General features: G+C 72.4%; 21 protein-coding genes. 8 read left to right on the top strand and 13 right to left on the bottom strand.

The genetic code is table 11. The features are described from left to right. Positions 1 to 179: 179 nt before the first annotated feature. Complete coding sequence (locus tag ACZ7LY_RS27800; protein WP_471627465.1) at positions 180 to 821, top strand: GtrA family protein; 642 nt, start codon at positions 180 to 182, stop codon at positions 819 to 821. A gap of 9 nt (positions 822 to 830) precedes the next feature. Here the strand turns inward: ACZ7LY_RS27800 and ACZ7LY_RS27795 are convergent, their stop codons facing one another. Both ACZ7LY_RS27795 and ACZ7LY_RS27790 read right to left on the bottom strand, forming a co-directional pair. Next, positions 831 to 2,111 carry an ATP-binding protein gene (locus tag ACZ7LY_RS27795; RefSeq protein ID WP_471627464.1) on the bottom strand — a complete coding sequence of 427 codons (1,281 nt, stop codon included), beginning with the start codon at positions 2,109 to 2,111 and terminating at the stop codon, positions 831 to 833. A gap of 225 nt (positions 2,112 to 2,336) precedes the next feature. Beyond that, positions 2,337 to 3,014 carry a response regulator transcription factor gene (locus tag ACZ7LY_RS27790; protein WP_471627463.1) on the bottom strand — a complete coding sequence of 226 codons (678 nt, stop codon included), beginning with the start codon at positions 3,012 to 3,014 and terminating at the stop codon, positions 2,337 to 2,339. A 508-nt stretch (positions 3,015 to 3,522) separates the two neighbouring features. Here ACZ7LY_RS27790 and ACZ7LY_RS27785 point away from each other — a divergent pair. Beyond that, positions 3,523 to 5,010, top strand: coding sequence for a peptide MFS transporter (locus ACZ7LY_RS27785; RefSeq protein ID WP_471627462.1), 1,488 nt, complete (start codon positions 3,523 to 3,525; stop codon positions 5,008 to 5,010). Positions 5,011 to 5,120: 110 nt separating this feature from the next. Here ACZ7LY_RS27785 and ACZ7LY_RS27780 read toward each other — a convergent pair whose 3' ends face one another. The 6 genes from ACZ7LY_RS27780 to ACZ7LY_RS27755 all read right to left on the bottom strand — a co-directional run bounded on the left by ACZ7LY_RS27780 (position 5,121) and on the right by ACZ7LY_RS27755 (position 10,761). Further along, on the bottom strand, positions 5,121 to 6,470 hold the full coding sequence (locus tag ACZ7LY_RS27780) for a hypothetical protein (protein ID WP_471627482.1): 1,350 nt from the start codon (positions 6,468 to 6,470) through the stop codon (positions 5,121 to 5,123). 38 nt (positions 6,471 to 6,508) lie between these two features. Next, complete coding sequence (locus ACZ7LY_RS27775) at positions 6,509 to 7,651, bottom strand: hypothetical protein (RefSeq protein WP_471627461.1); 1,143 nt, start codon at positions 7,649 to 7,651, stop codon at positions 6,509 to 6,511. Then, positions 7,648 to 8,685 (bottom strand): COG1470 family protein, encoded by a 1,038-nt coding sequence (locus tag ACZ7LY_RS27770; protein ID WP_471627460.1) that lies wholly within the window; start codon positions 8,683 to 8,685, stop codon positions 7,648 to 7,650. The genes ACZ7LY_RS27775 and ACZ7LY_RS27770 overlap by 4 nt, the downstream gene beginning before the upstream one ends. Before the next feature lie 29 nt (positions 8,686 to 8,714). Next, a complete protein-coding gene (locus ACZ7LY_RS27765) occupies positions 8,715 to 9,479 on the bottom strand; it encodes an LPXTG cell wall anchor domain-containing protein (protein WP_471627459.1) in 765 nt (254 codons plus the stop codon). 158 nt (positions 9,480 to 9,637) lie between these two features. Then, entirely contained in the window at positions 9,638 to 10,117 is a 480-nt protein-coding gene (locus ACZ7LY_RS27760; RefSeq protein ID WP_471627458.1) for an ATP-binding protein, read from the bottom strand. Positions 10,118 to 10,395: 278 nt separating this feature from the next. After that, complete coding sequence (locus ACZ7LY_RS27755; protein ID WP_471627457.1) at positions 10,396 to 10,761, bottom strand: STAS domain-containing protein; 366 nt, start codon at positions 10,759 to 10,761, stop codon at positions 10,396 to 10,398. A 264-nt stretch (positions 10,762 to 11,025) separates the two neighbouring features. Here ACZ7LY_RS27755 and ACZ7LY_RS27750 point away from each other — a divergent pair, with 264 nt between their 5' ends. After that, on the top strand, positions 11,026 to 11,934 hold the full coding sequence (locus tag ACZ7LY_RS27750) for an RNA polymerase sigma factor SigF (RefSeq protein ID WP_471627481.1): 909 nt from the start codon (positions 11,026 to 11,028) through the stop codon (positions 11,932 to 11,934). Positions 11,935 to 12,021: 87 nt separating this feature from the next. Here ACZ7LY_RS27750 and hutI read toward each other — a convergent pair whose 3' ends face one another. From hutI to hutU, 4 genes are all read right to left on the bottom strand, one after another. Next, entirely contained in the window at positions 12,022 to 13,197 is a 1,176-nt protein-coding gene (gene hutI / locus ACZ7LY_RS27745; RefSeq protein WP_471627456.1) for an imidazolonepropionase, read from the bottom strand. A 371-nt stretch (positions 13,198 to 13,568) separates the two neighbouring features. Continuing rightward, entirely contained in the window at positions 13,569 to 14,900 is a 1,332-nt protein-coding gene (locus ACZ7LY_RS27740; protein ID WP_471627455.1) for a formimidoylglutamate deiminase, read from the bottom strand. Continuing rightward, a complete protein-coding gene (locus ACZ7LY_RS27735; RefSeq protein ID WP_471627480.1) occupies positions 14,897 to 16,099 on the bottom strand; it encodes an allantoate amidohydrolase in 1,203 nt (400 codons plus the stop codon). Before ACZ7LY_RS27735 ends, ACZ7LY_RS27740 begins: the two co-directional genes overlap by 4 nt. Positions 16,100 to 16,179: 80 nt before the next feature. After that, complete coding sequence (gene hutU, locus ACZ7LY_RS27730) at positions 16,180 to 17,844, bottom strand: urocanate hydratase (RefSeq protein ID WP_471627454.1); 1,665 nt, start codon at positions 17,842 to 17,844, stop codon at positions 16,180 to 16,182. 109 nt (positions 17,845 to 17,953) lie between these two features. Here hutU and ACZ7LY_RS27725 point away from each other — a divergent pair, with 109 nt between their 5' ends. The 5 genes from ACZ7LY_RS27725 to ACZ7LY_RS27705 all read left to right on the top strand — a co-directional run bounded on the left by ACZ7LY_RS27725 (position 17,954) and on the right by ACZ7LY_RS27705 (position 21,977). Continuing rightward, on the top strand, positions 17,954 to 19,315 hold the full coding sequence (locus ACZ7LY_RS27725; protein ID WP_471627453.1) for a type III PLP-dependent enzyme domain-containing protein: 1,362 nt from the start codon (positions 17,954 to 17,956) through the stop codon (positions 19,313 to 19,315). A gap of 451 nt (positions 19,316 to 19,766) precedes the next feature. Continuing rightward, complete coding sequence (locus ACZ7LY_RS27720; RefSeq protein WP_471627452.1) at positions 19,767 to 20,180, top strand: hypothetical protein; 414 nt, start codon at positions 19,767 to 19,769, stop codon at positions 20,178 to 20,180. Then, positions 20,177 to 20,932: a transcriptional regulator gene (locus ACZ7LY_RS27715; RefSeq protein WP_471627451.1), complete on the top strand. Its 756-nt coding sequence runs from the start codon at positions 20,177 to 20,179 to the stop codon at positions 20,930 to 20,932. Before ACZ7LY_RS27720 ends, ACZ7LY_RS27715 begins: the two co-directional genes overlap by 4 nt. 35 nt (positions 20,933 to 20,967) lie before the next feature. After that, positions 20,968 to 21,480 (top strand): roadblock/LC7 domain-containing protein, encoded by a 513-nt coding sequence (locus ACZ7LY_RS27710; RefSeq protein ID WP_471627450.1) that lies wholly within the window; start codon positions 20,968 to 20,970, stop codon positions 21,478 to 21,480. A gap of 122 nt (positions 21,481 to 21,602) precedes the next feature. After that, positions 21,603 to 21,977, top strand: a complete 375-nt coding sequence (locus ACZ7LY_RS27705) for a roadblock/LC7 domain-containing protein (protein ID WP_471627449.1) — start codon at positions 21,603 to 21,605, stop codon at positions 21,975 to 21,977. A gap of 24 nt (positions 21,978 to 22,001) precedes the next feature. On the opposite strand, the gene ACZ7LY_RS27700 is transcribed toward ACZ7LY_RS27705, so the two are convergent. Then, positions 22,002 to 22,439: a hypothetical protein gene (locus tag ACZ7LY_RS27700; protein WP_471627448.1), complete on the bottom strand. Its 438-nt coding sequence runs from the start codon at positions 22,437 to 22,439 to the stop codon at positions 22,002 to 22,004. Between the last annotated feature and the right edge of the window lie 46 nt (positions 22,440 to 22,485).

The raw sequence follows: 22,485 nt of genomic DNA, 5'->3' as shown, positions 1-22,485 counted from the left end.
AACGTCACTCCTCCAGGGTATCGGCCAATTGACCGGTTCCCGTACGGGCCCGCTTTTGGAGGAACGTCCAGGGATGTACTCGCCGGGCGGCGGGCGGTCCCCCTGGTTAGCATGGCGGAGTCGGTCCTGCGGGATCGCGTGACCATATGACGGGGACGACGGGGGTCGAGGCGAGCACCATGACAGGGACCACCGACCGGCCCGGCCGGCCCGACCGGCAGTCCGCCGCGGGCCCGGCGTCCGCGCCCGCGACCTCGCTGCGCGACCGGTTCGCCGCGCTCAGCAGGGAGATCGCCAAGTTCGGCGTGGTCGGCGTGCTGGGCGTCCTGGTCAACTTCGGCGTCTTCAACCTGATGCGGCACAGCACCGACCTCCAGGTCGTACGGGCCAGCGTCATCGCCACGATCGTCGCCATCGCGTTCAACTACGTGGGCTTCCGCTACTTCACCTACCGCGACCGGGACAAGTCGCGGCGGGCGAAGGAGATGAGCCTGTTCCTGCTGTTCAGCGTGGTCGGCCTGGTGATCGAGAACGGTGTCCTGTACGTGGCGACGTACGGGTTCGGCTGGGACAGCCCGCTACAGAGCAACGTGTTCAAGTTCCTCGGCATGGGGCTCGCCACGCTGTTCCGCTTCTGGTCGTACCGGAGCTGGGTCTTCAAGGCGCTGCCGGCGCGGGAGGCCGTGGCCCGCGCGGAATCGTTCCTGGACGAGCCGGGGTCCGGCCCGTCGTCCAGCCCGGGGCCGGGCTCCGGTTCCGGCCCCGGCCCCGGCTCCGGTTCCGGTTCCGGTGGGGAGCCCGCGCCGCGCGTGCGCTCGTAGCGGGACCGCTCAGCGGATCGTCGGCTCCGCGTCGCCGCCCTCCGACGGCTTCCTCAGGGGCGTACGGGACAGGAACAGGCCGAAGACCGGCGGCGCGGCCTGCAACATCTCCAGGCGTCCGCCGTCCGCCTCGGCGAGGTCGCGGGCCACGGCGAGGCCGATGCCGGTGGAGTTGCGGCCGCTGATGGTCCGCTCGAAGATCCGCGAACCCAGTTCGGGCGGTACGCCGGGGCCCTCGTCGGTGACCTCGATGACGGCCTGGTTCCCGGTGACGCGGGTGCGCAGGGCGACGGTGCCGCCGCCGTGCATCAGGGAGTTCTCGATCAGCGCGGCGAGGACCTGGGCGACGGCGCCGGGGGTGCCGACGGCCGTCAGATGGCGCTTGCCGGACGTGACGATCGCGCGGCCCGCGCTGCGGTAGGCGGGGCGCCACTCCTCAAGCTGCTGCTTGATCACTTCGTCCAGGTCGAAGGTGACGGCCGAGCCGGTGCGCGGGTCGCGGGAGTTCGTCAGGAGCCGCTCGACGACGTCCGTGAGCCGTTCCACCTGGGCGAGGGCGATGGTGGCCTCCTCCTTCACCTCGTCCAGGTCGTCCGTCATGGTGATCTCCTCCAGGCGCATCGACAGGGCCGTCAGCGGGGTGCGCAGCTGGTGGGAGGCGTCGGCGGCGAGCCGGCGTTCGGCGGTGAGCATGCGGGCGATGCGCTCGGCGGAGCCGTCGAGGACATCGGCGACCCGGTCCAGCTCGGGGACGCCGTAGCGGCGGTGCCGGGGGCGGGGGTCGCCCGAGCCGAGGCGTTCGGCGGTGGAGGCGAGGTCGGTGAGCGGGGACGCCAGCCGGTTCGCCTGGCGTACGGCGAGGAGGACGGCGGCGACCACGGCGAGCAGGGCGACCCCGGCGATGATCAGCAGGGTGCGGCCCACCTCGCGGGTGACGGCCGAACGGGGTTCCTCGACGGTGACCTTCTCGCCGCGTTCGCCCCGGGCCGTGTACGCGATGACGTCGCCGGTGGGTTTCGTGCCGAGTTCGATGGGGGTGCGGTGGGGGATGTCGACGACCGCGTACCGGTCCTCCAGGGTGACCTGGTCCCTCAGGCGGTCGGCGTTGACCTGTTCGCCGCTGAGGAGGCGGCTGTCGACGATGGAGGCGAGGCGGACGGCCTCCGACTCGACGCGGTCCTGGGCGCTGTTCGTGATCGTGCGGGTCTCCACGATGACCAGGGAGACGCCGAACACGGCGATCACCACGAGCACGACGGCGAGCGTGGAGTTGATAAGACGTCGACGCATACGCCCTAGTCTCCCGGAGTGGGCCCGTATCGGGGCGCCGTGGCTGAGCGCGCAGTTCCCCGCGCCCCTGAGGGAATCGGCCTCAGCGCCAACACCCAGCCCCTCCGGCGATTGAGGAGCGGGGCCTGGGGCAGCGCCCCAGAGTGCCGGGTTCGCCGTGGCTGAGCGCGCAGTTCCCCGCGCCCCTTACGGGGCTTGTCTCAGCGTCCCCCGCACAGGGAAAGGTCAGCTTTTCTCGAAGCGGAAACCTACGCCCCGTACCGTGGCGATGTACCGCGGATTGGCCGCATCGTCCCCGAGCTTCTTGCGCAGCCAGGAGATATGCATGTCCAGCGTCTTGGTGGACGACCACCACGTCGTGTCCCAGACCTCCCGCATGAGCTGGTCCCGGGTCACGACCCGCCCCGCATCCCGCACGAGCACCCGCAGCAGATCGAACTCCTTCGCCGTGAGCTGGAGCTCCTCGTCCCCCATCCACGCCCGATGGGACTCGACGTCGATCCGCACCCCGTGCGTCGCCGGCGCCTCCTTCGGCTCCGCCGACCCGCGCCGCAGCAGCGCCCGCACCCGGGCCAGCAGCTCGGCGAGCCGGAACGGCTTGGTGACGTAGTCGTCGGCGCCGGCGTCGAGCCCGACGACCGTGTCGACCTCGTCGGCGCGGGCGGTGAGGATGAGGATCGGCACCGTGTGCCCGTCGGCCCGCAGCCGGCGGGCCACCTCCAGGCCGTCCATGCCGGGCAGCCCCAGATCGAGTACGACGAGGTCGATGTTGCCCTGGAGTCCGGCGTCGAGGGCGGTGGGTCCGTCCTCACGGACCTCGACCTCGTATCCCTCCCTGCGCAGGGCGCGGGCCAGCGGCTCCGAGATGGACGCGTCGTCCTCGGCGAGCAGTACACGGGTCATGGGGTGATGGTAGTCCGCGCGGGACGAGGACCGTGGGGGGAACCACGACAGCGCCCGCCCGCACGGAGCGGAACCGGAACGGAATCGAAACGGAACCAGCACCTCCGGGTTCGCGTCCTGAGGCTGTGGGGTGCGATCCTGAGAAACACCTTCGAATCAGCAGGGACGGTTCCACGAGGGCCTGTGATCCATCTCTCAAGTCCTTCCATATGCCGCACTGTCGTGTCGTAAGGTGACGGAACGCCTGATGCACTACTGGGGGACCTTTGCAGCGCACTGCGCACCGAAGGTCCCTTTCCTGTGTGAGCTGACTCCCGTCAGCGTGAAGGAATGACCTGTGGCCGGGCCCCGCACGTAACGAAGCGCGCCGGGGCGTGGATCCCGGGTCCGCCGTACCAGTTCCCCGCCAGGCGTGGGGAGGACGGTAGGACTCCGGTGCCGGCCAGCCCCCACAGGGGACCCGCCCCCACCCGGTGGTGTGCCCCCGAGACCCCACAAGGATCGACCCATGGCGTCCAGCCTGACGAAGGACGCGGCCAGCACTCCTGGCTCGCAGAAGACCTTCTTCGGCCACCCCCGCGGACTGGCCACTCTCTTCATGACCGAGATGTGGGAGCGTTTCTCCTACTACGGCATGCGCGCCCTTCTCCCGCTGTATCTGGTCGCCCCCGCGGGGCTCGGCCTCGACGCGGGCACCGCCATCGCCATCTACTCCGTCTACATGTCGACGGTGTACCTGCTCGCCATGCCCGGCGGCTGGTTCGGCGACCGGGTCTGGGGACCCCGCAAGACGACGGCCATCGCGGCGTCGATCATCATGGCGGGCCACCTCGTACTCGCCCTGCCGGTGGCCGCGACGTTCTACTTCGGCCTGCTGCTGGTCGCCATCGGCTCCGGCCTGCTGAAGTCCAACATCTCGACGATGGTCGGCCACCTGTACAACGGTCCCGCCGACCCGCGCCGTGACGGCGGCTTCACGCTGTTCTACATCGGCATCAACCTGGGCGCCTTCTTCGCGCCGCTGGCGATCGGCACGGTCGGCCAGAACGTGAACTGGCACCTCGGCTTCGGTCTCGCCGCGCTCGGCATGGCCATCGGCCTGATCCAGTTCCTGCTCGGCACCCGCCACCTGGACGCCCGCTCGTCGGTCGTCCCGAAGCCGCTGAGCGCCGCCGAGCGCGCCTCCACGCTCAAGAAGGCGATGATCTGGCTGCTCGTCGCGGTCGTCTTCTACGGCATCGTCGCCGGCACCGGCAACTACACGCTGAAGTGGGCCACGAACCCGCTGATGATCATCGGTCTCGTCGTGCCGATCGTCGTCCTCGCCCGCATCAAGCGCGACAAGGACCTCTCGGCCACCGAGCAGACCAAGGTCTCCGGCTACATCTGGTTCTTCGCCGCCGCGGCCGTCTTCTGGATGATCTACGACCAGGGCGGTTCGACCCTGTCGATCTTCGCCAGCGACCACGTGAACACCTCGGTGTTCGGCTGGCACTTCCCGGTCTCGTGGTTCCAGTCGATCAACCCGGTGCTCGTCATGGCGCTCGCGCCGGTCGCCGCCTGGCTGTGGCTGTACCTGGCCCGCTCCCGCAAGGAGCCGAGCACGGTCGTGAAGTTCTCGGCCGGTCTCGCCCTCATCGGCATCTCGTTCTTCGTCTTCCTGCTGCCGCTGACGGCCTCGGGCGACGGCAAGGTCAGCCCGTGGTGGATCGTCCTGATCTACTTCTGCCAGACGGTCGGCGAGCTGTGCCTGTCCCCGGTCGGCCTCTCCGTCACGACGAAGATGGCGCCCGCCAAGTACAGCTCGCAGATGATGGGTGTCTGGTTCCTCGCCGTCACGGCGGGCGACGCGGTCACCGGTCTGCTCTCCAACAACGGCTTCAACCTCGACACCAAGCCGATGGTCGCCGTGGAGGCCGTCGCGGCGGTCCTCGCCGGCGTGGCGATCTACATGTACCGCAAGCGCGTCAAGGAACTGATGGGCGACGTCCACTGACGTCCCCTCTCCCCCGGCGCGCGAAGGCCGCCGCACCCGACTCGGGTGCGGCGGCCTTCGCCGTTCTCCCGGGCGGGCGCCCCGCGGGCGACGCGTCCGGTTTCCCTGGGTCAGCGCAGGCGGCGTCGGGCGCGGGGCAGGAACGTGAAGACCGCGCCGCCCAGCAGGATCACCGTCCCGGCGACCAGGCCGAGGGCGCGCAGCGCGCCGTCGTCCGAGGCGCCGGTCTCGGCGAGGCCGCCGCCCGAGCCGCCGGAGGCCGCGGAGCCGCCGCCGGAACCCGAACCGGAACCTGAGCCGGAGCCCGAGCCCGATCCTGTGCCGCCGGACGCGCCGCCCGGCTGGGCCTTGGTGTCGATCTGGAGCGAGACCTCCGTCTTCGTCGGGGTGCAGGTGGTGGTCGTGCCGAGCGCCTTCACGGTCAGCACGCCCGGCGACAGCGTCGACTTGCCGTCCGCGCCCGGCTTGTACGTACCGGTCAGGTCCGGGATCGTCATCGGGTCACCGGTCTTGATGGGCTTGCTGTTGGTGGGCCCCTCGACGTGGACGGTGCCCTTGTCGGCGCCGCCCAGCTTCACCTCCATCGACGGCTTGACCGAGTCGGCCGGGATGTCGGCGGGGCTGTCCATGACGGCCTTCTTGAACTGCACGGTCAGCGCGTAGTTCCCGCCGCTCTGCTTGGCGTCGATCTGCACCGGCGAGGTCGCGTTCTTGTCGCCGATCGGCGTCTTGCAGGCGTACGGGATCTGCACCTCCTTGCCCGTCAGATCGCTCTGGCCGCCCGAGCCGCCGGAGCCCCCGGACCCGCCCGAGCCGGCCCCACCGCCCGAACCCGAGCCGCCGGAGCCCGAACCGCCGCCCGTGCCGGACCCGCCCGTACCCGAGCCGCCGCCCGATCCAGACCCGCCGGAACCCGAACCGCCCGAGCCCGAGCCGCCGCCCGTCGAAGTGCCCGAGCCGGCCGTGACCTTGATGGTGGCGCCGGGCCGCACCGCCTCCTTGGGCGTGCACTTGGTGTCGGTGGAGACCGGCTTGTTGACGTTGATGTCGTACTTGTCGGGGGTCAGCTTCACCTCGCCGGCCGCCGTCAGCTTGAGCTTCCCCGTCATCTTCGACAGCTTCATCTCGCTGTTCTTGGGGATCTTGGGGTTCTCGCGCGGCCCCGACATGGCGATGTCCGCGGTCTGCGCGCCGGACGCCTTGAGCGTGCCGCTCGGCTGGACGGTGTTGGCGTCGAGGTCGATGACGCCCGGGTTCTTCGACGCGGCCTGCGCGAACGTCCAGGTCACCTGGACCTCGTCGCCGACCTTCGCCTCGGCCGGGGCCGCGATGTCCACCTTCGTGGTGCCCTCGACGGGGTCCATCCCGGAGATCGCGGGCGGGACGCACTCGGTCTTGTACGCGACTTCGGCGGCCTGCGCGGGGGACGCGGCGAACAGCAGTCCCGCCCCGCCGAGCATCAGGGCGACGCCGGCCGCACTCACTCTCCGTTGCGTGCTCACGTGGTTCCTCTCGTCGTCGGGCTGTTCTCGGGCGGTGCGGAGAGCCGACCGGCCGTGGTCCGGTCCGGAGCGCTGTCCGGGGTGAACCAGGGCAGGGTGGTCGTGGTGGGGGCGGACCCGTCCGGATCCGCGGGCGCGGGGGGCGCGTGCGGCGCCGGGTCGCGCGAGGCCCGTACGGGACCGGGCAGCCGGGCCGTCAGGGCGGTCAGGCGGCGCGTCGCCGCGGGCCGGTGGCGTGGGGCCGCGCGCCGCTCGCGGGGGCGCAGCCGGTCGACGACGGCCATGCCGATCCGGAACACGGCGGCCGGTACGACGACGCACAGCAGCAGCCAGAACAGCGTGACGCCCCAGGGGCGGCCGACGCCCCACGGCTGTTCTGCGAGCACCTTGCCGCCGTACCTCAGGGAGATCAGATAGCTGCCGTGGGCGCCCGCCGACAGTTCCACGGGCAGCTTGACCTGCGCTTTTTTGCCGGGCGCGACCGTGCCGCGCCACTGCTGCTCCTCCCACTGCGGCGCGAACACGCCGTGCGAGGTGCCGACCTGGAACACGGGGTCCTTGACCGGGGTCGTCCCGACGTTGCCGACGGTGAAGGTGAACGTGCGGGCGGGCGGCGCCCCGAACCACGTCAGGACGCCGCTCGAGCCTTCGAGACGCGTGTCGGTGACCATGGTCAGGCGCCCGCCGCCGGAGGGCTTCGGGAGCGCCTTCACGGGGTGCCCGGCGACCAGGAACGCGGCGTCGGCCTGCGCCTTCTCGCCGGTGACGGTGGCGACATGGACGACGCAGGGGCAGGGCGCGGGCGGTTCGGCGACGGGCAGCGCGCGCCGGAAGCGACCGTCGGAGCCGGTGGTGACGGCCCTCCCGTCGGCGTTGGCGCAGGAGTTGGTGCCGCCGATGACGCCGCGCTCGGGGCTGGAGCGCCCGCACACGAGCATCATCAGCAGCGCCCCGGGCCGCCAGCCGCGCCCGGTGACGGTGATCGAGCCGCCGGTGCCCGCCTGGGAGCGGGAGAGGGAGACGGTGGGCGCCTGCGCGGCCCGCGCGGGCGCCGCCCAGGGCGCGGAGCCCGCGAGGAGGGCGGCCGTCAGGGCGAGGGCGGTGAGCAGCCGCGTGGCCGGCGCGCTGCGGCGAGTCATGACGTACTCCCTTGCGTGGACGGGTCCGCTCGGCGGCGGCGGATCAGCCAGTACGCGCCGCAGCCCGCGCCCGCGAGGACGGCCGCCGTCCCGCCGAGCGCACCCCACGGCACGAAGCGGGCGGTGGCGGTGGCGGTGCCGGTGGCGCCGCCGCCCGCGGTGACGGTGACCCGCACGTCGACGGCGTCGAGGGCGGGGGCGTCGCGCCAGGGTTCGGTGAGGGTGACGCGGCGGCCGGGCAGCAGGTCGAGCGGCAGGCGCCGGGAGCGCTCGTCGAGGACGGTGCCGAGGACGCCGTCGGCGCGCACGCTCAGGCGGGGGGTGAGGGTGGTGTTGCCGCGGTTGACGACGTCGTAGGCGATGGCGCGGCGGCCGAGGACGCGGACGCGTTCGACGGTGAGGGCGGACAGGGTGGGGCCGCTGACGCGCAGATGGACGTCGACGCCCGCGGTGCGTCCGGCGGCGCGGGCGAGGACGGCGCCGGGGTGGTCGCCGGGGGCGGCGCCGGCCGGGACGTTCACCGTGAAGGGGATGTCGGCGCGGGTGCGGGCCGGGACGGTGACGGAGGCGTCGGCGAACCGGATCCAGGCGCCGGTGTCGCGGGCGCGGGCGCGCAGGCTCAGGGCGCCGCCGTCGGCCCGGTTGTCGGCGTCGGCGGCGCCGAGGGTGACGCGCAGCGGGGCGGCGCCGGGGTTGGTGACGGCGACGGTGTCCTCCAGGACGGCGCCGGGGCCGCCCTCGGCGTAGATGTAGGGGCGGCCGTCGCGGCCCGCCGGGCGGGAGCCGCCGGTGGCCACCGGGGCGATGGTCCACGCGGCCCGGCCCGCGCTCGCGGCGGCGGGGACGTCGGTCGGGGTCATGGGGGCGGCGGTCGCGGGGGCCGCCGCGGGCAGGGCCGCGCCCCCCGCCGCGAGCAGTACGGCGAGGAGCGCGGCGGCGCGGGCGGCCGCGCCCCGGCGCCGGGGCGCGGGACGCGGGACACGGGAGTGCGGGTGCGGGTGCGGGAGGTGGCGGGGGTGCGGGTGGGGGTGCATCGTCGTCGCTCGCGCCGGTCCCCGCGCCCCTAGCGGGACGCCCCCGCCTGGCGCCTCCTGGTGAGCCAGAGCGTGCCGGCGGCGCCCGCGAACAGGACCGTGCCGCCGAGGGTGCCGAGGGCGATGGCGGAGTCCTCGGGGCCGGTCTGCGGGAGCTGCCCGCCGCCGCCCGACGAGCCGGACCCGCCCGTGGCGGAGCCGCCGGAGGAGGAGCCGCCCGTGGAGCCGGACGACCCCGACGAGCCGGACGAGCCGCCGGAGGAGCCCGAGCCGCCCGCGCCCTTGACGTCGAGTTCCAGGGACGGCTTCGGGTTGTTGGAGGGCGTGCAGGTCGTCGTCGTACCGAGCGCCTTGATGGTGAGGACGCCGGCGGTGAAGGAGACCTTGCCGCTCTTCTTCGGCGTGTAGGTGCCGCTCAGGTCGCTGATCTTGATGGGCGAGTTGGCGGGGATCGCCTCGGCGTTCGGCGGCCCGGAGACCGGCAGGGAGCCGCTGTCGGCGCCGCCGAGCTTGATCACGGCGCTGGGGCTCATGGCGCCCTTGCCGAGTTCGACGGGGCTGGAGGAGACGCCCTTCTGGAACGACATGGTGATCTTGTAGCCGCTGCCGCTCTTGACGGACTTGATGTCGATCGGGGAGACGGCTCCCTTGTTCCCGATCGGCGTCTTGCACTGGTAGTTGACGTCCACGACCGTGGCCGAGGCGGTGGGGGCGGCCATCAGCACCGCCGAGCCGGCCAGGGCCGCGCTGAGCGCGAACGCGGCGGTTCGTTTCGGGTACGTCCGGTACGACACCTCGAGATCCCTTCAGACCGACGGTTACTGACGGTTCATCAGATGCGGGTGGCTCAAGGTACGCCCGGGGCCTTGCCGAGGGAAGACAAAGAGCACGCCGGATCGAAGACGATCCGGCGTGCTCTCTCACGCGTACGGGTCAGGGCCCGCGGGGCGGCTCAGGCGGGGGCGCCGACCTCCGCCCAGACGGTCTTGCCGGTGACGCCCGGGGTGCGCACGACCCCCCAGTCGAGGCAGAGCCGCTGGACGATGAACATGCCGTGCCCGCCGGGACGCCCGGCGCGGTGCGGGGTGCGCGGGGCGGGCTGGCCGGCGCCGTGGTCGGTGACCTCGATCCGCAGCACCTTGTTGTCCAGGGAGACGACGATCTCGTCGGGCCCCTCGGCGTGCAGGCAGGCGTTGGTGACCAGCTCGGAGACGACGAGCAGGACGTCCTCCGCGGCCGCGCGCCGGTCCGCGGACGCGGCCGGCAGCCAGCCCCAGGCATGCAGCGCCTCGCGGGTGAAGTCGCGGGCCATCGGCACGATGCCGCTGGCCCCGCTGAGGCTCAGCCTGCGGACCTGACGGCCCGGGGCAGCCGGCACGTCGCCGGGCTCGGGGCCGTGGTCGCCCGGCGAGTAAGGCCGGGTGGTGCTCATCAGCACGTCACCTCACCGATTCACCAATACAGCTTCAGGATTCAGAGTTCAGGGTTCGCGGTCGCAGGGGCGGGGGGTCGGGGTTCGTCGGTCTCGTCGTTCTCATGGACTGGGCGCCGTGTCTGTTGTGTACGCCACGTTCGTGGGGAGTCTCCTGCCCGGCCGAACGACGAGAACACCCATCTGTTCGGCGCGAACCTGTGACGCTGGTAACGCCTCGATCACGTAGAGACAACTGGAGCGTAACTCTTGCCCTTCGCGGGCAGGAGCACTTCCCGTCACTCCGCCGCGAGCGCCGAGGCCAGCGACGCGTGCACCGTGAACACGGCGTCCGCCCCCGTGATCTCGAACACCCTCGCCACCACCGGCAGCATCCCGGCCAGATGGACACCGCCGCCGGCGGACTCCGCCTTCAGCCGCGCGCCCAGCAGCACGTTCAACCCGGTGGAGTCGCAGAACTCCAGCCGCGAGCAGTCCACCACCAGCCGTGTCAGGCCTGCTGCCAGGCACTCCTCAAGAGGCTCACGCAGCAGATCGGCGGTGTGGTGATCCAGCTCACCCACCGGGGCCACGACGGCGCTGGCGCCCTCTTGCCGCACCTCGACCAGAAGCCGGCCCCTGCTGCCGACTGTCCCGCGGTCCATGACGTCCCTCTCCCGCAGAAGCTCTCTGCTGCCTTACGACGTGCCGATTGACGCCCTCGAACACTACGCCTTCTCCACAAGTCCTGGTACCCGAACAACCCCTAGGAATCGGACATTTAGCCACAAAACGCACTTGCGACTGGGTAAGGAAAACGGGTAGGCCTAGTAAGGACAGCAATCGACACGGCCGGCTTTGGAGGCGCCGCACACCGCAGTGCACGTATTGGCATCGGCAGCCATATGCCGAGAACGATGGAGGACATCATGTCACCCCGGCTCGACGAATCGCGTACTGACCAGGCGTCGTCGACTCTCCCCCCGGATACCCCCGCCGACGCGGATCACACCGCCGCCGGCGCGCTGGAGGGCCTTGACGGCCTGCCCGAGATCCCGCCCTTCGACGAGGTGGGGGCGCTCGACGCGCGCGCCCTGTCCAAGACCCTCTTCGAGCGCCTCGAAGCGCTGGAGGAAGGCACCCCCGAATTTTCGTATGTCCGCAACACGCTGGTCGAACTCAACCTCGCCCTGGTGAAGTTCGCCGCGTCCCGGTTCCGCTCCCGCAGCGAGCCGATGGAGGACATCATCCAGGTCGGCACCATCGGCCTGATCAAGGCGATCGACCGCTTCGAGCTGAGCCGCGGCGTCGAGTTCCCGACGTTCGCCATGCCGACCATCGTCGGTGAGATCAAGCGCTTCTTCCGCGACACCTCCTGGTCCGTGCGGGTTCCGCGCAGGCTCCAGGAGCTCCGCCTCGACCTCGCCAAGGCGGGCGACGAACTGGCCCAGCAGTTCGACCGCGCCCCCACGGTGAGCGAGCTCGCCGAACGCCTCGGCATCACCAACGAGGAAGTCGTCGAGGGCATGGCGGCGTCGAACGCGTACACCGCCAGCTCCCTGGACGCGCAGCCCGAGGAGGACGACTCCGAGGGCGCCCTCGCCGACCGCATCGGCTACGAGGACCACGGCCTTGAGGGCATCGAGTACATCGAGTCCCTCAAGCCCCTCATCGCCGAGCTGCCGCCGCGCGACCGCAAGATCCTCTCGCTGCGGTTCGTCGCCAACATGACGCAGTCCGAGATCGGCGAGGAGCTGGGAATCTCGCAGATGCACGTGTCGCGGCTGCTGTCGCGCACCCTCGTGCGGCTGCGCAAGGGCCTGACCGTGGAGGAGTGAGCCCACCACCCGGCCCCTGACGCGTACGGGCCCGCCTCCCCGATCCCCGGGAGGCGGGCCCGTACGCGTGCGAGAGCCGGAACGCCCTCAGGCCACGCGGGCGCCCCTGCGCCACACCTCCGTGACCAGCGGGACGCCCGGCCGGTACGCGAGATGCACATGGCTCGGCGCGTCCAGCAGGGCGAAGTCGGCGCGGGCGCCCGGCGCGAGGTGGCCCACGTCCGTGCGGCGCAGCGCCGCCGCGCCGCCCGCCGTCGCCGCCCACAGCGCCTCGTCGGGCGTCATCCCCATGTCGCGTACGGCCAGCGCGATGCAGAACGGGACGGACGAGGTGAACGACGAGCCCGGGTTGCAGTCCGTGGACAGGGCGACCGTCGCGCCCGCGTCCAGCAGCCGGCGGGCGTTCGGCCACTGGGCGCGGGTGGAGAACTCGGCGCCCGGCAGCAGCGTGGCCACCGTCGCGCTGTTGGCGAGGGCGTCGACGTCCGCGTCCGTCAGATGCGTGCAGTGGTCGGCGCTGGCCGCGTCCAGCTCCACGGCGAGCTGGACGCCGGGGCCGTAGGAGAGCTGGTTGGCGTGGATACGCGGGTGCAGGCCCTTGGCGCGGCCCGCCGTGAGGATGGCCCGCGCCTGGTCGCCGTCGAACGCGCCCTTCTCGCAGAACACGTCGATCCAGCGGGCGTGCGGGGCGCAGGCGTCCAGCATCTCGCCGGTCACGAGGTCGACGTACGCGGCCGGGTCGTCGGCGAAGTCGGGCGCGACGATGTGGGCGCCGAGGTACGTGACCTCGTCCGTGTGGGCGGCGGCGATGCGCAGGGCGCGTTCCTCGTCGGCCGTCGTCAGGCCGTAGCCCGATTTCGTCTCGAACGTCGTCGTGCCCTGGCGGAGCGCTTCCGCGAGGTAACGGGTGAGGCCCGCCTCCAGGGCTTCGTCGCTTGCCGCGCGGGTGGCTTCGACGGTGGTGCGGATGCCGCCCGCGGCGTAGCTCTGGCCGGACATGCGGGCGTTGAACTCGGCGGTTCGGTCGCCGGCGAACAGGAGGTGGGAGTGCGAGTCCACGAAACCGGGGATCAGGGCTCGGCCCTGGGCGTCGTACGTGGTGTCGGTGGGCGGGACGTTCTTGCCCGGGCCCACCCAGGTCACCGTGTCGTCCTCCACGACCAGGGCGGCGTTCTCGATCTGGCCGAGGGGGCCGGGGCCGTGGCCGTGGGCGGGGCTGTTGGTGACCAACGTCCCGATGTTGAGAATGGCGGTACTGGTCAAGTCGACGTTCTCCTTTAAATCCGGGTTCTTCGTCGCCGGCGCGCTTCACCCTGGGTGAGTGCCCCTCCGGGCGGTTTCCTTGGCCTCGACTCTCGTCGTGGCTGATCGCGCAGTTCCCCGCGCCCCTAGGTGGGTGGGCCTGCCCGTGGTCTTGATCCTCGACTCTCGTCGTGGCTGGTCGCGCAGTTCCCCGCGCCCCTGTCGGGGCGACTGCGTCGCACCCTCCCCCCCCGGAGGGAGGGGAGCTGGGGCGGAGCCCCGCTTCCCGGAGGGGAAGCTGCACGGAGTGCATGCTTCAGGGGCGCGGGGAACTGCGCGAGAAGCCCCACCGGGCCGCAGGTGACAGGCATGCCGCGAGGGGCAGCGTCCGGTCAGAGGGGCAGCGCGGTGATGAGGGCCTGGGGGACATCCGGCACCCGCGCATGCGAACCCGCGCGGACGACCCTCCGCCCCGCCACGACGACGTCAGTCACATCCGCCCCGCTCGCCGCGAACACCGCGACCTCCGCCCCGAACCGCCCCGCGGCCCCAGCGGTCCGTACGGAACGCAGGTCCACGGTGACCAGATCCGCGAGGGCCCCCGCCTCGAAGACACCCGCGTCGGACCAGCCGAGCGCCCGATGCCCGTCGACGGTGGCCGCCCGCAAGAGCGCCGAAGCGGTCCAGTGGCCCCGCGTACGGGAACGCAGCCGCTCGTTCAGCTCCATGGCCCGCGCCTCCTCGAAGAGGTCGATCACGGCATGGCTGTCGGAGCCGAGGCTGAGCGGCGATCCGGCCCGCTGGAGGGCGACGGCGGGGCCGATCCCGTCGGCGAGGTCGCGTTCGGTGGTCGGGCACATGCAGGTGCCGGTCCCGGAACCCCCGATGAGCGCGATGTCCCCGTCCGTGAGGTGCGTGTTGTGGACGCCCGTGGTCGCCGCCCCCAGCACCCCGTGATCGGCGAGGAGCTGCGTCGGCGTACACCCGTGGGCGGCCTGGCAGGCGTCGTTCTCGGCGGTCTGCTCCGACAGGTGCACGTGGAGCGGGGCGCCCCGGTCGCGGGCCCATGCGGCGACGGTGGCGAGCTGCTCGGCCGGCACGGCCCGTACGGAGTGGATCGCGGCGCCGATCCGCAGCCCGGGCCGTTCCTTGAGCCGGGAGACGCGCTCGGCCCAGGCCACCGCGTCCCCGTCGCTGAAGCGCCGCTGGTGGTGGTCGGGCTCCTTGCCGAAGCCGGCGGAGAGATAGGCGGTGTCGAGGAGGGTGAGGCGTACGCCCGCGTCCTCGGCGGCGGCGATCAGCGCCTCGCTCATCGCGTTGGGATCGGCGTAGGGCGTCCCGCCGGGCGCGTGGTGCACGTAGTGGAACTCGCCGACGGCCGTGATGCCGGTGAGCGCCATCTCCGCGTACACGGCCCGCGCGAGCGCGTGGTACGAGTCGGGGGTGAGCCGGTCGGCGACCCCGTACATGACCTCCCGCCACGTCCAGAACGTGCCGGAACCCACCTGCACGGTCGAGCGCAGCGCCCGGTGGAAGGCGTGGCTGTGGGCGTTGGCGAGGCCGGGCAGGGTCAGTCCGCGCAGGACGACGGCGCCCGGCGGGGGCGTCGGCACGTCCGTGCGGACGGCGGTGATGCGCTCGCCGCTCGTCTCGATGACCACGCCGGGTTCGACGTGGGGGTCGAGCCAGGCGTGCTCCAGCCAGTACGTCGTCGTCTGCGTCACGTGCAGGCCAGTCCTTCCAGTACGTCGGCCAGTGCGCGCACCCCGGCCAGGCAGTCGTCCTCGGCGGCGAACTCGGCCGGGGAGTGCGAGACGCCCGTGGGGTTGCGTACGAACAGCATGGCGGTGGGGACGCGGGAGGCGAGGATGCCGGCGTCGTGTCCCGCGCCCGTGCCGAGGACGGGCACCTTGAGGTCGGTGTCCGTACCGAGGATGCGGGTCAGCTCGTCGCGCAGGGCGTGGTCGAACTCGACGACCGGCGTGAACGACTCGCGGGTGAGGGCGACGTCGATGCCGTGTTCCTCGCCGTAGGCGCGGGCGGCGTCCTCGATCGCGGTGACCGTGGCGTCCAGGGTGTCCTGGTCGGCGGCGCGCGAGTCGAGCCAGCCCCGTACGAGGGAGGGGATGGCGTTGACGCCGTTGGGCTCGACGGCGATCTTGCCGAAGGTGGCGACGGCGCCGAGGGCGCGGGCCTCGCGGCGGGCGGCGAGGACGGTCTCCGCGTAGGACAGCATGGGGTCCCTGCGGTCCACGAGGCGGGTGGTGCCGGCGTGGTTGGCCTCGCCGCGGAAGTCGAAGCGCCAGCGGCCGTGCGGCCAGATGGAGCTGGCGACGCCCACCCCGTCCCCGGACAGGTCGAGGGCGCGGCCCTGTTCGACGTGGAGTTCGACGAACGCGCCGATGCGGTCCAGGCGTTCGGGGTCGGCGCCGATGGCCTGCGGGTCGTGTCCCGCGCGCTCCATCGCCTGCGGGAGCGTGACGCCGTCGCCGTCGGTGAGCGCGTGCGCCTGTTCGCGGGTGAGGGCGCCGGTGGCGAGGCGGGAGCCGACGCAGGCCAGGCCGAAGCGGGCACCCTCCTCGTCGCCGAAGTTGGTGAGCGCGAGCGGCTTCGTGAACTCCGCTCCCCTGCGGCGGAGTTCGTCGAGCGCGGCGAAGGACGACACGACGCCGAGCGGGCCGTCGAAGGCGCCGCCGTCGGGTACGGAGTCCAGGTGGGAGCCGGTGACGACGGCTCCGCCGGCTTCCGGGTCGCCGAGCCAGGCCCACTGGTTGCCGTTGCGGTCCAGTTCGTAGGTCAGGCCGCGGTTCTCCGCCTGCTCCTTGAACCAGGCCCGGCAGTCGGCGTCAGCCTCGGTCCAGGCGTGGCGGCGGTAGCCGCGTGTGTCCTTGTCACGGCCGATGGGCCGCAGGTCGCGCCACATCGCCGTGAAGTCCGGGGTTGTCGGCGACTGCGGGCCGGCCGTGGCCGGCCGCGCGGTTCCCGGCGCCCCTTCAGGGCGCGTCACTTGCTGTCACCTTCCGTCATGGGCACGCGGACTCCGCGCTCGGCGGCGACCTCGGCCGCGTGCTCGTAGCCCGCGTCAACGTGGCGGATGACGCCCATCGCCGGGTCGTTCGTCAGGACCCGCTCGATCTTCGCGGCAGCGAGCTCCGTGCCGTCGGCGACGCAGACCTGGCCGGCGTGGATGGAGCGGCCCATGCCGACGCCGCCGCCGTGGTGCAGGGAGACCCAGGAGGCGCCGGAGGCGGTGTTGACGAGGGCGTTCAGGAGCGGCCAGTCGGCGATGGCGTCGGAGCCGTCCTTCATGGACTCGGTCTCGCGGTACGGGGAGGCGACCGAGCCGGAGTCGAGGTGGTCGCGGCCGATGGCGACGGGCGCGGAGAGTTCGCCGGAGGCGACCATCTCGTTGAACTTCAGCCCGGCGAGGTGGCGTTCGCCGTAGCCGAGCCAGCAGATGCGGGCGGGCAGGCCCTCGAAGGAGATGCGCTCGCCGGCCATGTCGAGCCAGCGGTGCAGGTGCTTGTTGTCCGGGAACAGTTCCTTGATCGCGGCGTCCGTCTTGCGGATGTCCTCCGGGTCGCCGGAGAGCGCGGCCCAGCGGAACGGGCCGAGGCCCTCCTCGAACAGCGGCCGGATGTGCGCGGGCACGAAGCCGGGGAAGTCGAAGGCGCGGTCGTAGCCGGCCTTGCGGGCCTCGTCGCGGATGGAGTTGCCGTAGTCGAAGACCTCGGCGCCCTTGTCGAGGAAGCCGACCATGGCCTCGACGTGCAGGCGCATCGAGTGGCGGGCCTTGTCGGTGAAGCCGGCCGGGTCCGCCTCGCGCTCCTTGTCCCAGTCCGCGACGGAGATGCCGACGGGCAGGTAGGCGAGCGGGTCGTGGGCGGAGGTCTGGTCGGTGACGATGTCGATGGGGGCGTCGCGGCGCAGCAGTTCGGGGAAGACCTCGGCGGCGTTGCCGACGACGCCGATGGACAGGCCGCGGCGCTCGTCGCGGGCCTTGACCGCCAGCTCCAGGGCGTGGTCGAGGCTGTCGGCCTTCACGTCGAGGTAGCGGGTGTGGATGCGGCGGTCGATACGGGTCTCGTCGACGTCGACGCAGAGGGCGACGCCCTCGTTCATGGTGACGGCGAGCGGCTGGGCGCCGCCCATGCCGCCGACGCCCGCGGTCAGCGTGATCGTCCCGGCGAGGGTGCCGCCGAACTTCTTGCGGGCGACGGCGCCGAAGGTCTCGTACGTGCCCTGGACGATGCCCTGGGAGCCGATGTAGATCCACGAACCGGCCGTCATCTGGCCGTACATGGTCAGGCCCGCGGCCTCCAGCTTGCGGAACTCCTCCCAGTTGGCCCAGTCGCCCACGAGGTTGGAGTTGGCGAGCAGGACGCGCGGGGCCCACTCGCTGGTGCGCAGCACGCCGACCGGCTTGCCGGACTGCACGAGGAGCGTCTCGTCGGACTTCAGCGTCTTGAGCGTGCGCACGATCGCGTCGTACGCCTCCCAGGACCGGGCCGCCTTGCCGGTGCCGCCGTAGACGACGAGCTTGTCGGGGTGCTCCGCCACCTCGGCGTCCAGGTTGTTCATGAGCATCCGCAGGGCGCCTTCCTGCTGCCACCCGAGGGTGTTCAGCTCGGTGCCGCGCGGGGCGCGTACGGGGCGGGGACCGGACATGTGAGCCTCCAGGAAGGAACGGCGGATGCAGATATTCACATCCTGGCTTTCTGAATAGAGCTAGTCAATACGTTCCCTTCGGCGCGGCCCGGATGGTTGTGTGGCACCCATGGCATCCACGGACGCTTCCCCGCTCTCTGCCCAGGACCTCACCACCCGCCGCGACCAGGCCGTACGCGCCGCTGTGGAGCAGCGCCTCATCGGTCCCGGCGCGCCCGTCGCGGGCCTGCTCGACATCGCCGGCATCCGCGCCTCGGCCGCCGCGCTGCACGCCGCGTTCGACGCGGTCACCGCGCCCGGCACGCCCGTCCTGCACGCCTTCGCCGTCAAGGCGACCCCGCTCGTGCCCGTGCTGCGGCTGCTGCGCGAGGCCGGGATCGGCGCCGAGGTCGCGAGCCCCGGCGAACTCGCCCTCGCCCGCGCCGCCGGCGTCCCGCCCACCGCGACCGTCCTCGACTCCCCCGCCAAGACCCGCGCCGAACTGCGCGAGGCGCTCGCCCTCGGCATCGCCGTCAACGCCGACAACCCGCAGGAACTCGCCCGCCTCGACGCGCTCGTCGCCTCCGCGCCCACCACGTCGCCGCTCGGCCTGCGCGTCAACCCGCAGATCGGCGCGGGCACCATCGGCGCGCTCTCCACCGCGACCGCGACCTCCAAGTTCGGGGTGGCGCTGCGGGACGAGGGCGCCCGCGCGTGGGTCGTCGAGGCGTACCGCACGCGGCCCTGGCTGACCCGCCTGCACACCCACTCCGGATCGCAGGGCGTGCCCCTGGAGCTGATGGCGCGCGGGGTGCGCGAGGCGTACGAACTCGCCGAGGAGATCAACGCGGCGGCCGGCCGGCAGCAGATCGACACCCTCGACATCGGCGGCGGCCTGCCCGTCGACTTCGGCTCCGACGAGACGACGCCCTCCTACGCCGAGTACGCCTCACTGCTGGCCGCGACCGTCCCCGGGCTGTTCGACGGGCGGTACGGGCTCGTCACCGAGTTCGGGCGGTCGCTGCTCGCCAAGCACGGGACGACGCTGGCGCTCGTGGAGTACGCCAAACACAGCGGCGGGCGGCCCATCGCCGTCACGCACGCGGGCGTCCAGGTCGCCACGCGGACCGTGTACGCGCCCTCGTCCTGGCCGCTGCGGATCGCCGCGTACGGGGGTGACGGGCGGCCCAAGAGCGGGCCCCCCGTCCTCCAGGACATCGCCGGGCCCGCCTGCTTCTCGGGGGATCTGCTGGCCGAGGGGCGGGAGGTGCCGTTGCTGGACGCGGGGGACGTGGTCGCTGCGCTGGACACCGGGGCGTATTACTTCGCGCAGCATTACTCGTACAACTCCCTTGTGCGGCCCGGGGTGTACGGGTTCGTCTCCGACGGGGTGGGGGGTGTGCGGTTCGCTGTCGTGCGGGATGCGCAGTCCGTCCCGGACGTAGTAGCGGAATCAGGCGGCGCCCACGCCAACGCCTTGACGTCCCTGTAGCCCGTCCCGCCCGGTGGGCGCCCTCGCCTTTCGTCGTGGCTGATCGCGCAGTTCCCCGCGCCCCTAGGCAGGTGGGCCAGCCCGTGGTCTTGAGCCTCAGCTCTCGTCGTGGCTGATCGCGCAGTTCCCCGCGCCCCTGTCGGGGCGACTGCGTCGCCACCTCCTCCCCTGGGGAGCTGGGGCGAAGCCCCGCTCCCTCAGGGGCGCGGGGAACTGCGCGAGAAGCCCCACCGGCCGAAAGGTGATCGACTACCCAGGGGCGCGGGGAACTGCGCAGAACGTTCAGGGCAGCGGGCCTCAGCCTCGGACGAGTGGCGCGGAGTCTAGTAGGGGGACGCATGTTCCACTGGAAAATGCCAGAACGCTCACCGGCCCGCCCCACAATGCGTAGCCTCACCGTCACACGAATACGTACACCCGTGCCATGACGACGAGATGGGGAGTCCCAGGCGTGCCCGGAATCGACGAGTGCCTCCTGGAGGCCATGCGGCTACCAGGCGCCCGAGGCGCCTCCGTCGTCGACTGGACCAGCGGCCTGGCCCTCGGCACCGTGGGGGACTCCCCCAACGGCGACCACGAGGCCACCGCCGTAGAAGCCGCGGAACTGGCCCGGATGGCGGCGGAACACCGCGCGTTCGCCCCCGCCGACACCCAGGACCGCGCCCCGGACCCGGCAGGGGAGAAGTCCCCGCCCGTCGAGGACGTCATCGTCACCAGCCGCGACGGCTACCACCTGCTGCGCTTCGTACCGACGGCGTTCGACAGCAGCGTCTTCCTGCACCTGTGGCTGGACCGCGCCGAAGGCAACCTCGCCCTGGCCCGCATCCGCCTCGCGGACCTCGCCGACCGGCTGGTGCTCGGATGAACGCGCTCTCCCCGATGCTGAACCGGCTCGCCGAGGAGCACGCGACGGGCGCCCTGATCCGCGAGCACGGCACGCTCTACCTCCAGGACGGCCGGATCACGCACGCGGAGTCGCCCGCGACCCCCGGCATGGACGTCCTGCTCACGGCGGGCGGCGCGCTGAAGGCCGAGGGCTGGTGGGAGGCGGTGGACCGGGCGGGCGCGCGGCACAGCGTCGGCCGCTACCTCGTCGAGCAGGGCAAGCTGACCGACGGCGCGCTCGAACTGTGCCATCTGGGCGCGCTGTTCGACGCCGCGTACTTCACGCTGGCCCCGAGCAGCGGCCCGACCCGTTTCCGGTACGGGGTCGCGCACTGGTTCGGGGCGGTGCGCCCGGTGCCGGTCGCCGCCGTCGAACGGGAGACGCTGCGCCGCCGCGATCTGCTCCAGCGGATCTGGCCCGAGCCGGACACCGACACCGCGCCCCTGGCCCGCGCCGCCGCCCGGGACAGCCGCGTGCCGCCGAGGCGCCGCCGCGTGCTCGACCTGGTGGACGGCGTGCGGACCGCCTCGCAGATCGCGCTGGCGCTCGGCCGGCCCGCGTTCCACACGCTGGTGGACCTGCGCCGCCTGGCCGCGACCGGGCTTGTCACGACGGCGCCGCCGCTGCCCGCCCACACCACGCCCGTGCCCGCATGGGTCGCGCAGACCGCCGTCGAGGACCCGGACGTGGCCCTGCTGCGCCGGCTGCGTGCCGCGCTGGAGGCGCTGTGAGACGCCGCCGCCAGCCTGCCGAGAGGAGACTTCCGATGGCCGACGAGGCCGAACTCCGCGCCGAACTGCACCGGTTGAGAGTCCAGGTGCCGCAGGTGACCGGCGCCATCGCGGCCAGCGTCGACGGCCTCGTCCTCGCCCACGACACCCCCGGCGTCGAACCCGAGGGCGTCGCCGCGCTGACCGCCGCCGCGCTCGGCGTGGCGCAGCGCCTGTCGGACGCGACGGAGCAGGGCGCGTTCCGCGAGCTGCTGGTGCGCGGCACCGAGGGGTACGTCGCCACGTACGCGGCCGGCGACGCGGCGGTGCTCACGCTGCTCGCCGAGGACCGGGTCAACGTGGGCCGGCTCCATCTGGAGGGCCGCAGGGCTAGCGTGCGGATAGGGGAACTCGTCGCGGCGGCGGGCGGGTTGGCCACCGCGCGGGAGGCCGCCGCACGCCAGCGCGGCCGGGCCCGCGCCCGTACGCTGCCCGGCTCCGCCGCCCTGCCCGTCCGTACGCCGAGGCTCCCCGAGCGGACCGATCCGCAGGCCGGGACGGCGCGTTGACGCCCCCGGCCCGCTCGCGCCACGCCCGTTCGACGGGCGTCGGCGGCACCCCCCGTACCAGTCAGGAAAAACGGAACACCCGTCGTAGTACCACCGGCAACGCCAAGGAAGGACCCAGCACCATGGCCAACACCGAGACCGCCCTCAAGGACGCCCTCTCCTCCATCGAGGGGGCGACCGCCGCCGCGCTCGTCGACTACACGAGCGGCATGGCTCTTGGCACCATCGGCGGCTCCAAGAGCTTCGACCTGGAGGTCGCCGCCGCGGGCAACACCGACGTGGTGCGCGCCAAGCTGCGCACGATGGAGCACCTCGGCATCAAGGACGAGATCGAGGACATCCTGATCACGCTCGGCACGCAGTACCACCTGATCCGGCTGCTCAAGGGGCGCGGGGGCAACGGCCTGTTCCTCTACCTCGTGCTCGACGCCTCGCGCTCGAACCTGGCGATGGCCCGCCACCAGCTCAAGAAGATCGAGGCCGAACTGGAGGTCTGAGCCGCCGGTCCACCACACGTACCACTAGTCGCGCCACTCGCTCTCGTCGCGGGTGGCGCGCTCGCGTCGGCGGGGCCACAGATGGCCGGTGTGCAGCGCGTTCACGCCGACGATGCCGCCCCAGGCGATGAGCAGGCCCGGCAGATGGGCGTTGACGACGGCGATGGCCGACAGCGGCACCGCGAGCACCAGCGAGATCACGGCGAAACCGAAGCGCTCGCCCCAGCCGTCACCGCCGCTCCCGCGCGCCCCGCGCCCGCCCCGGGCGACGACCATCTGCTGTTCGGCGAGGCGCCGGCGCACCCGGCGGTCGACGACGGAGTCGAGGCGCTGCTCGACCTTGTCCAGGAAGGAGTCCACGAGCGCGGACTCGTACTCCTCGCCCAGCTCCCTGCGGGCGTCCAGGGCGGCGTCGAGTTCCTTCTTGAGTTCGGCGTCACGTGCGCGTTCGCGGGCTTCCATAGCCCACCACGGTACGGGCGCCGGGTACCGCGGGCAGTGGGGCTAA

The sequence above is a fragment of the Streptomyces sp. NPDC107550 genome, from assembly GCF_055639095.1.
Note: the sequence above shows the minus strand (reverse complement) of the source record. Positions and strands in the feature narration are given on the sequence as shown.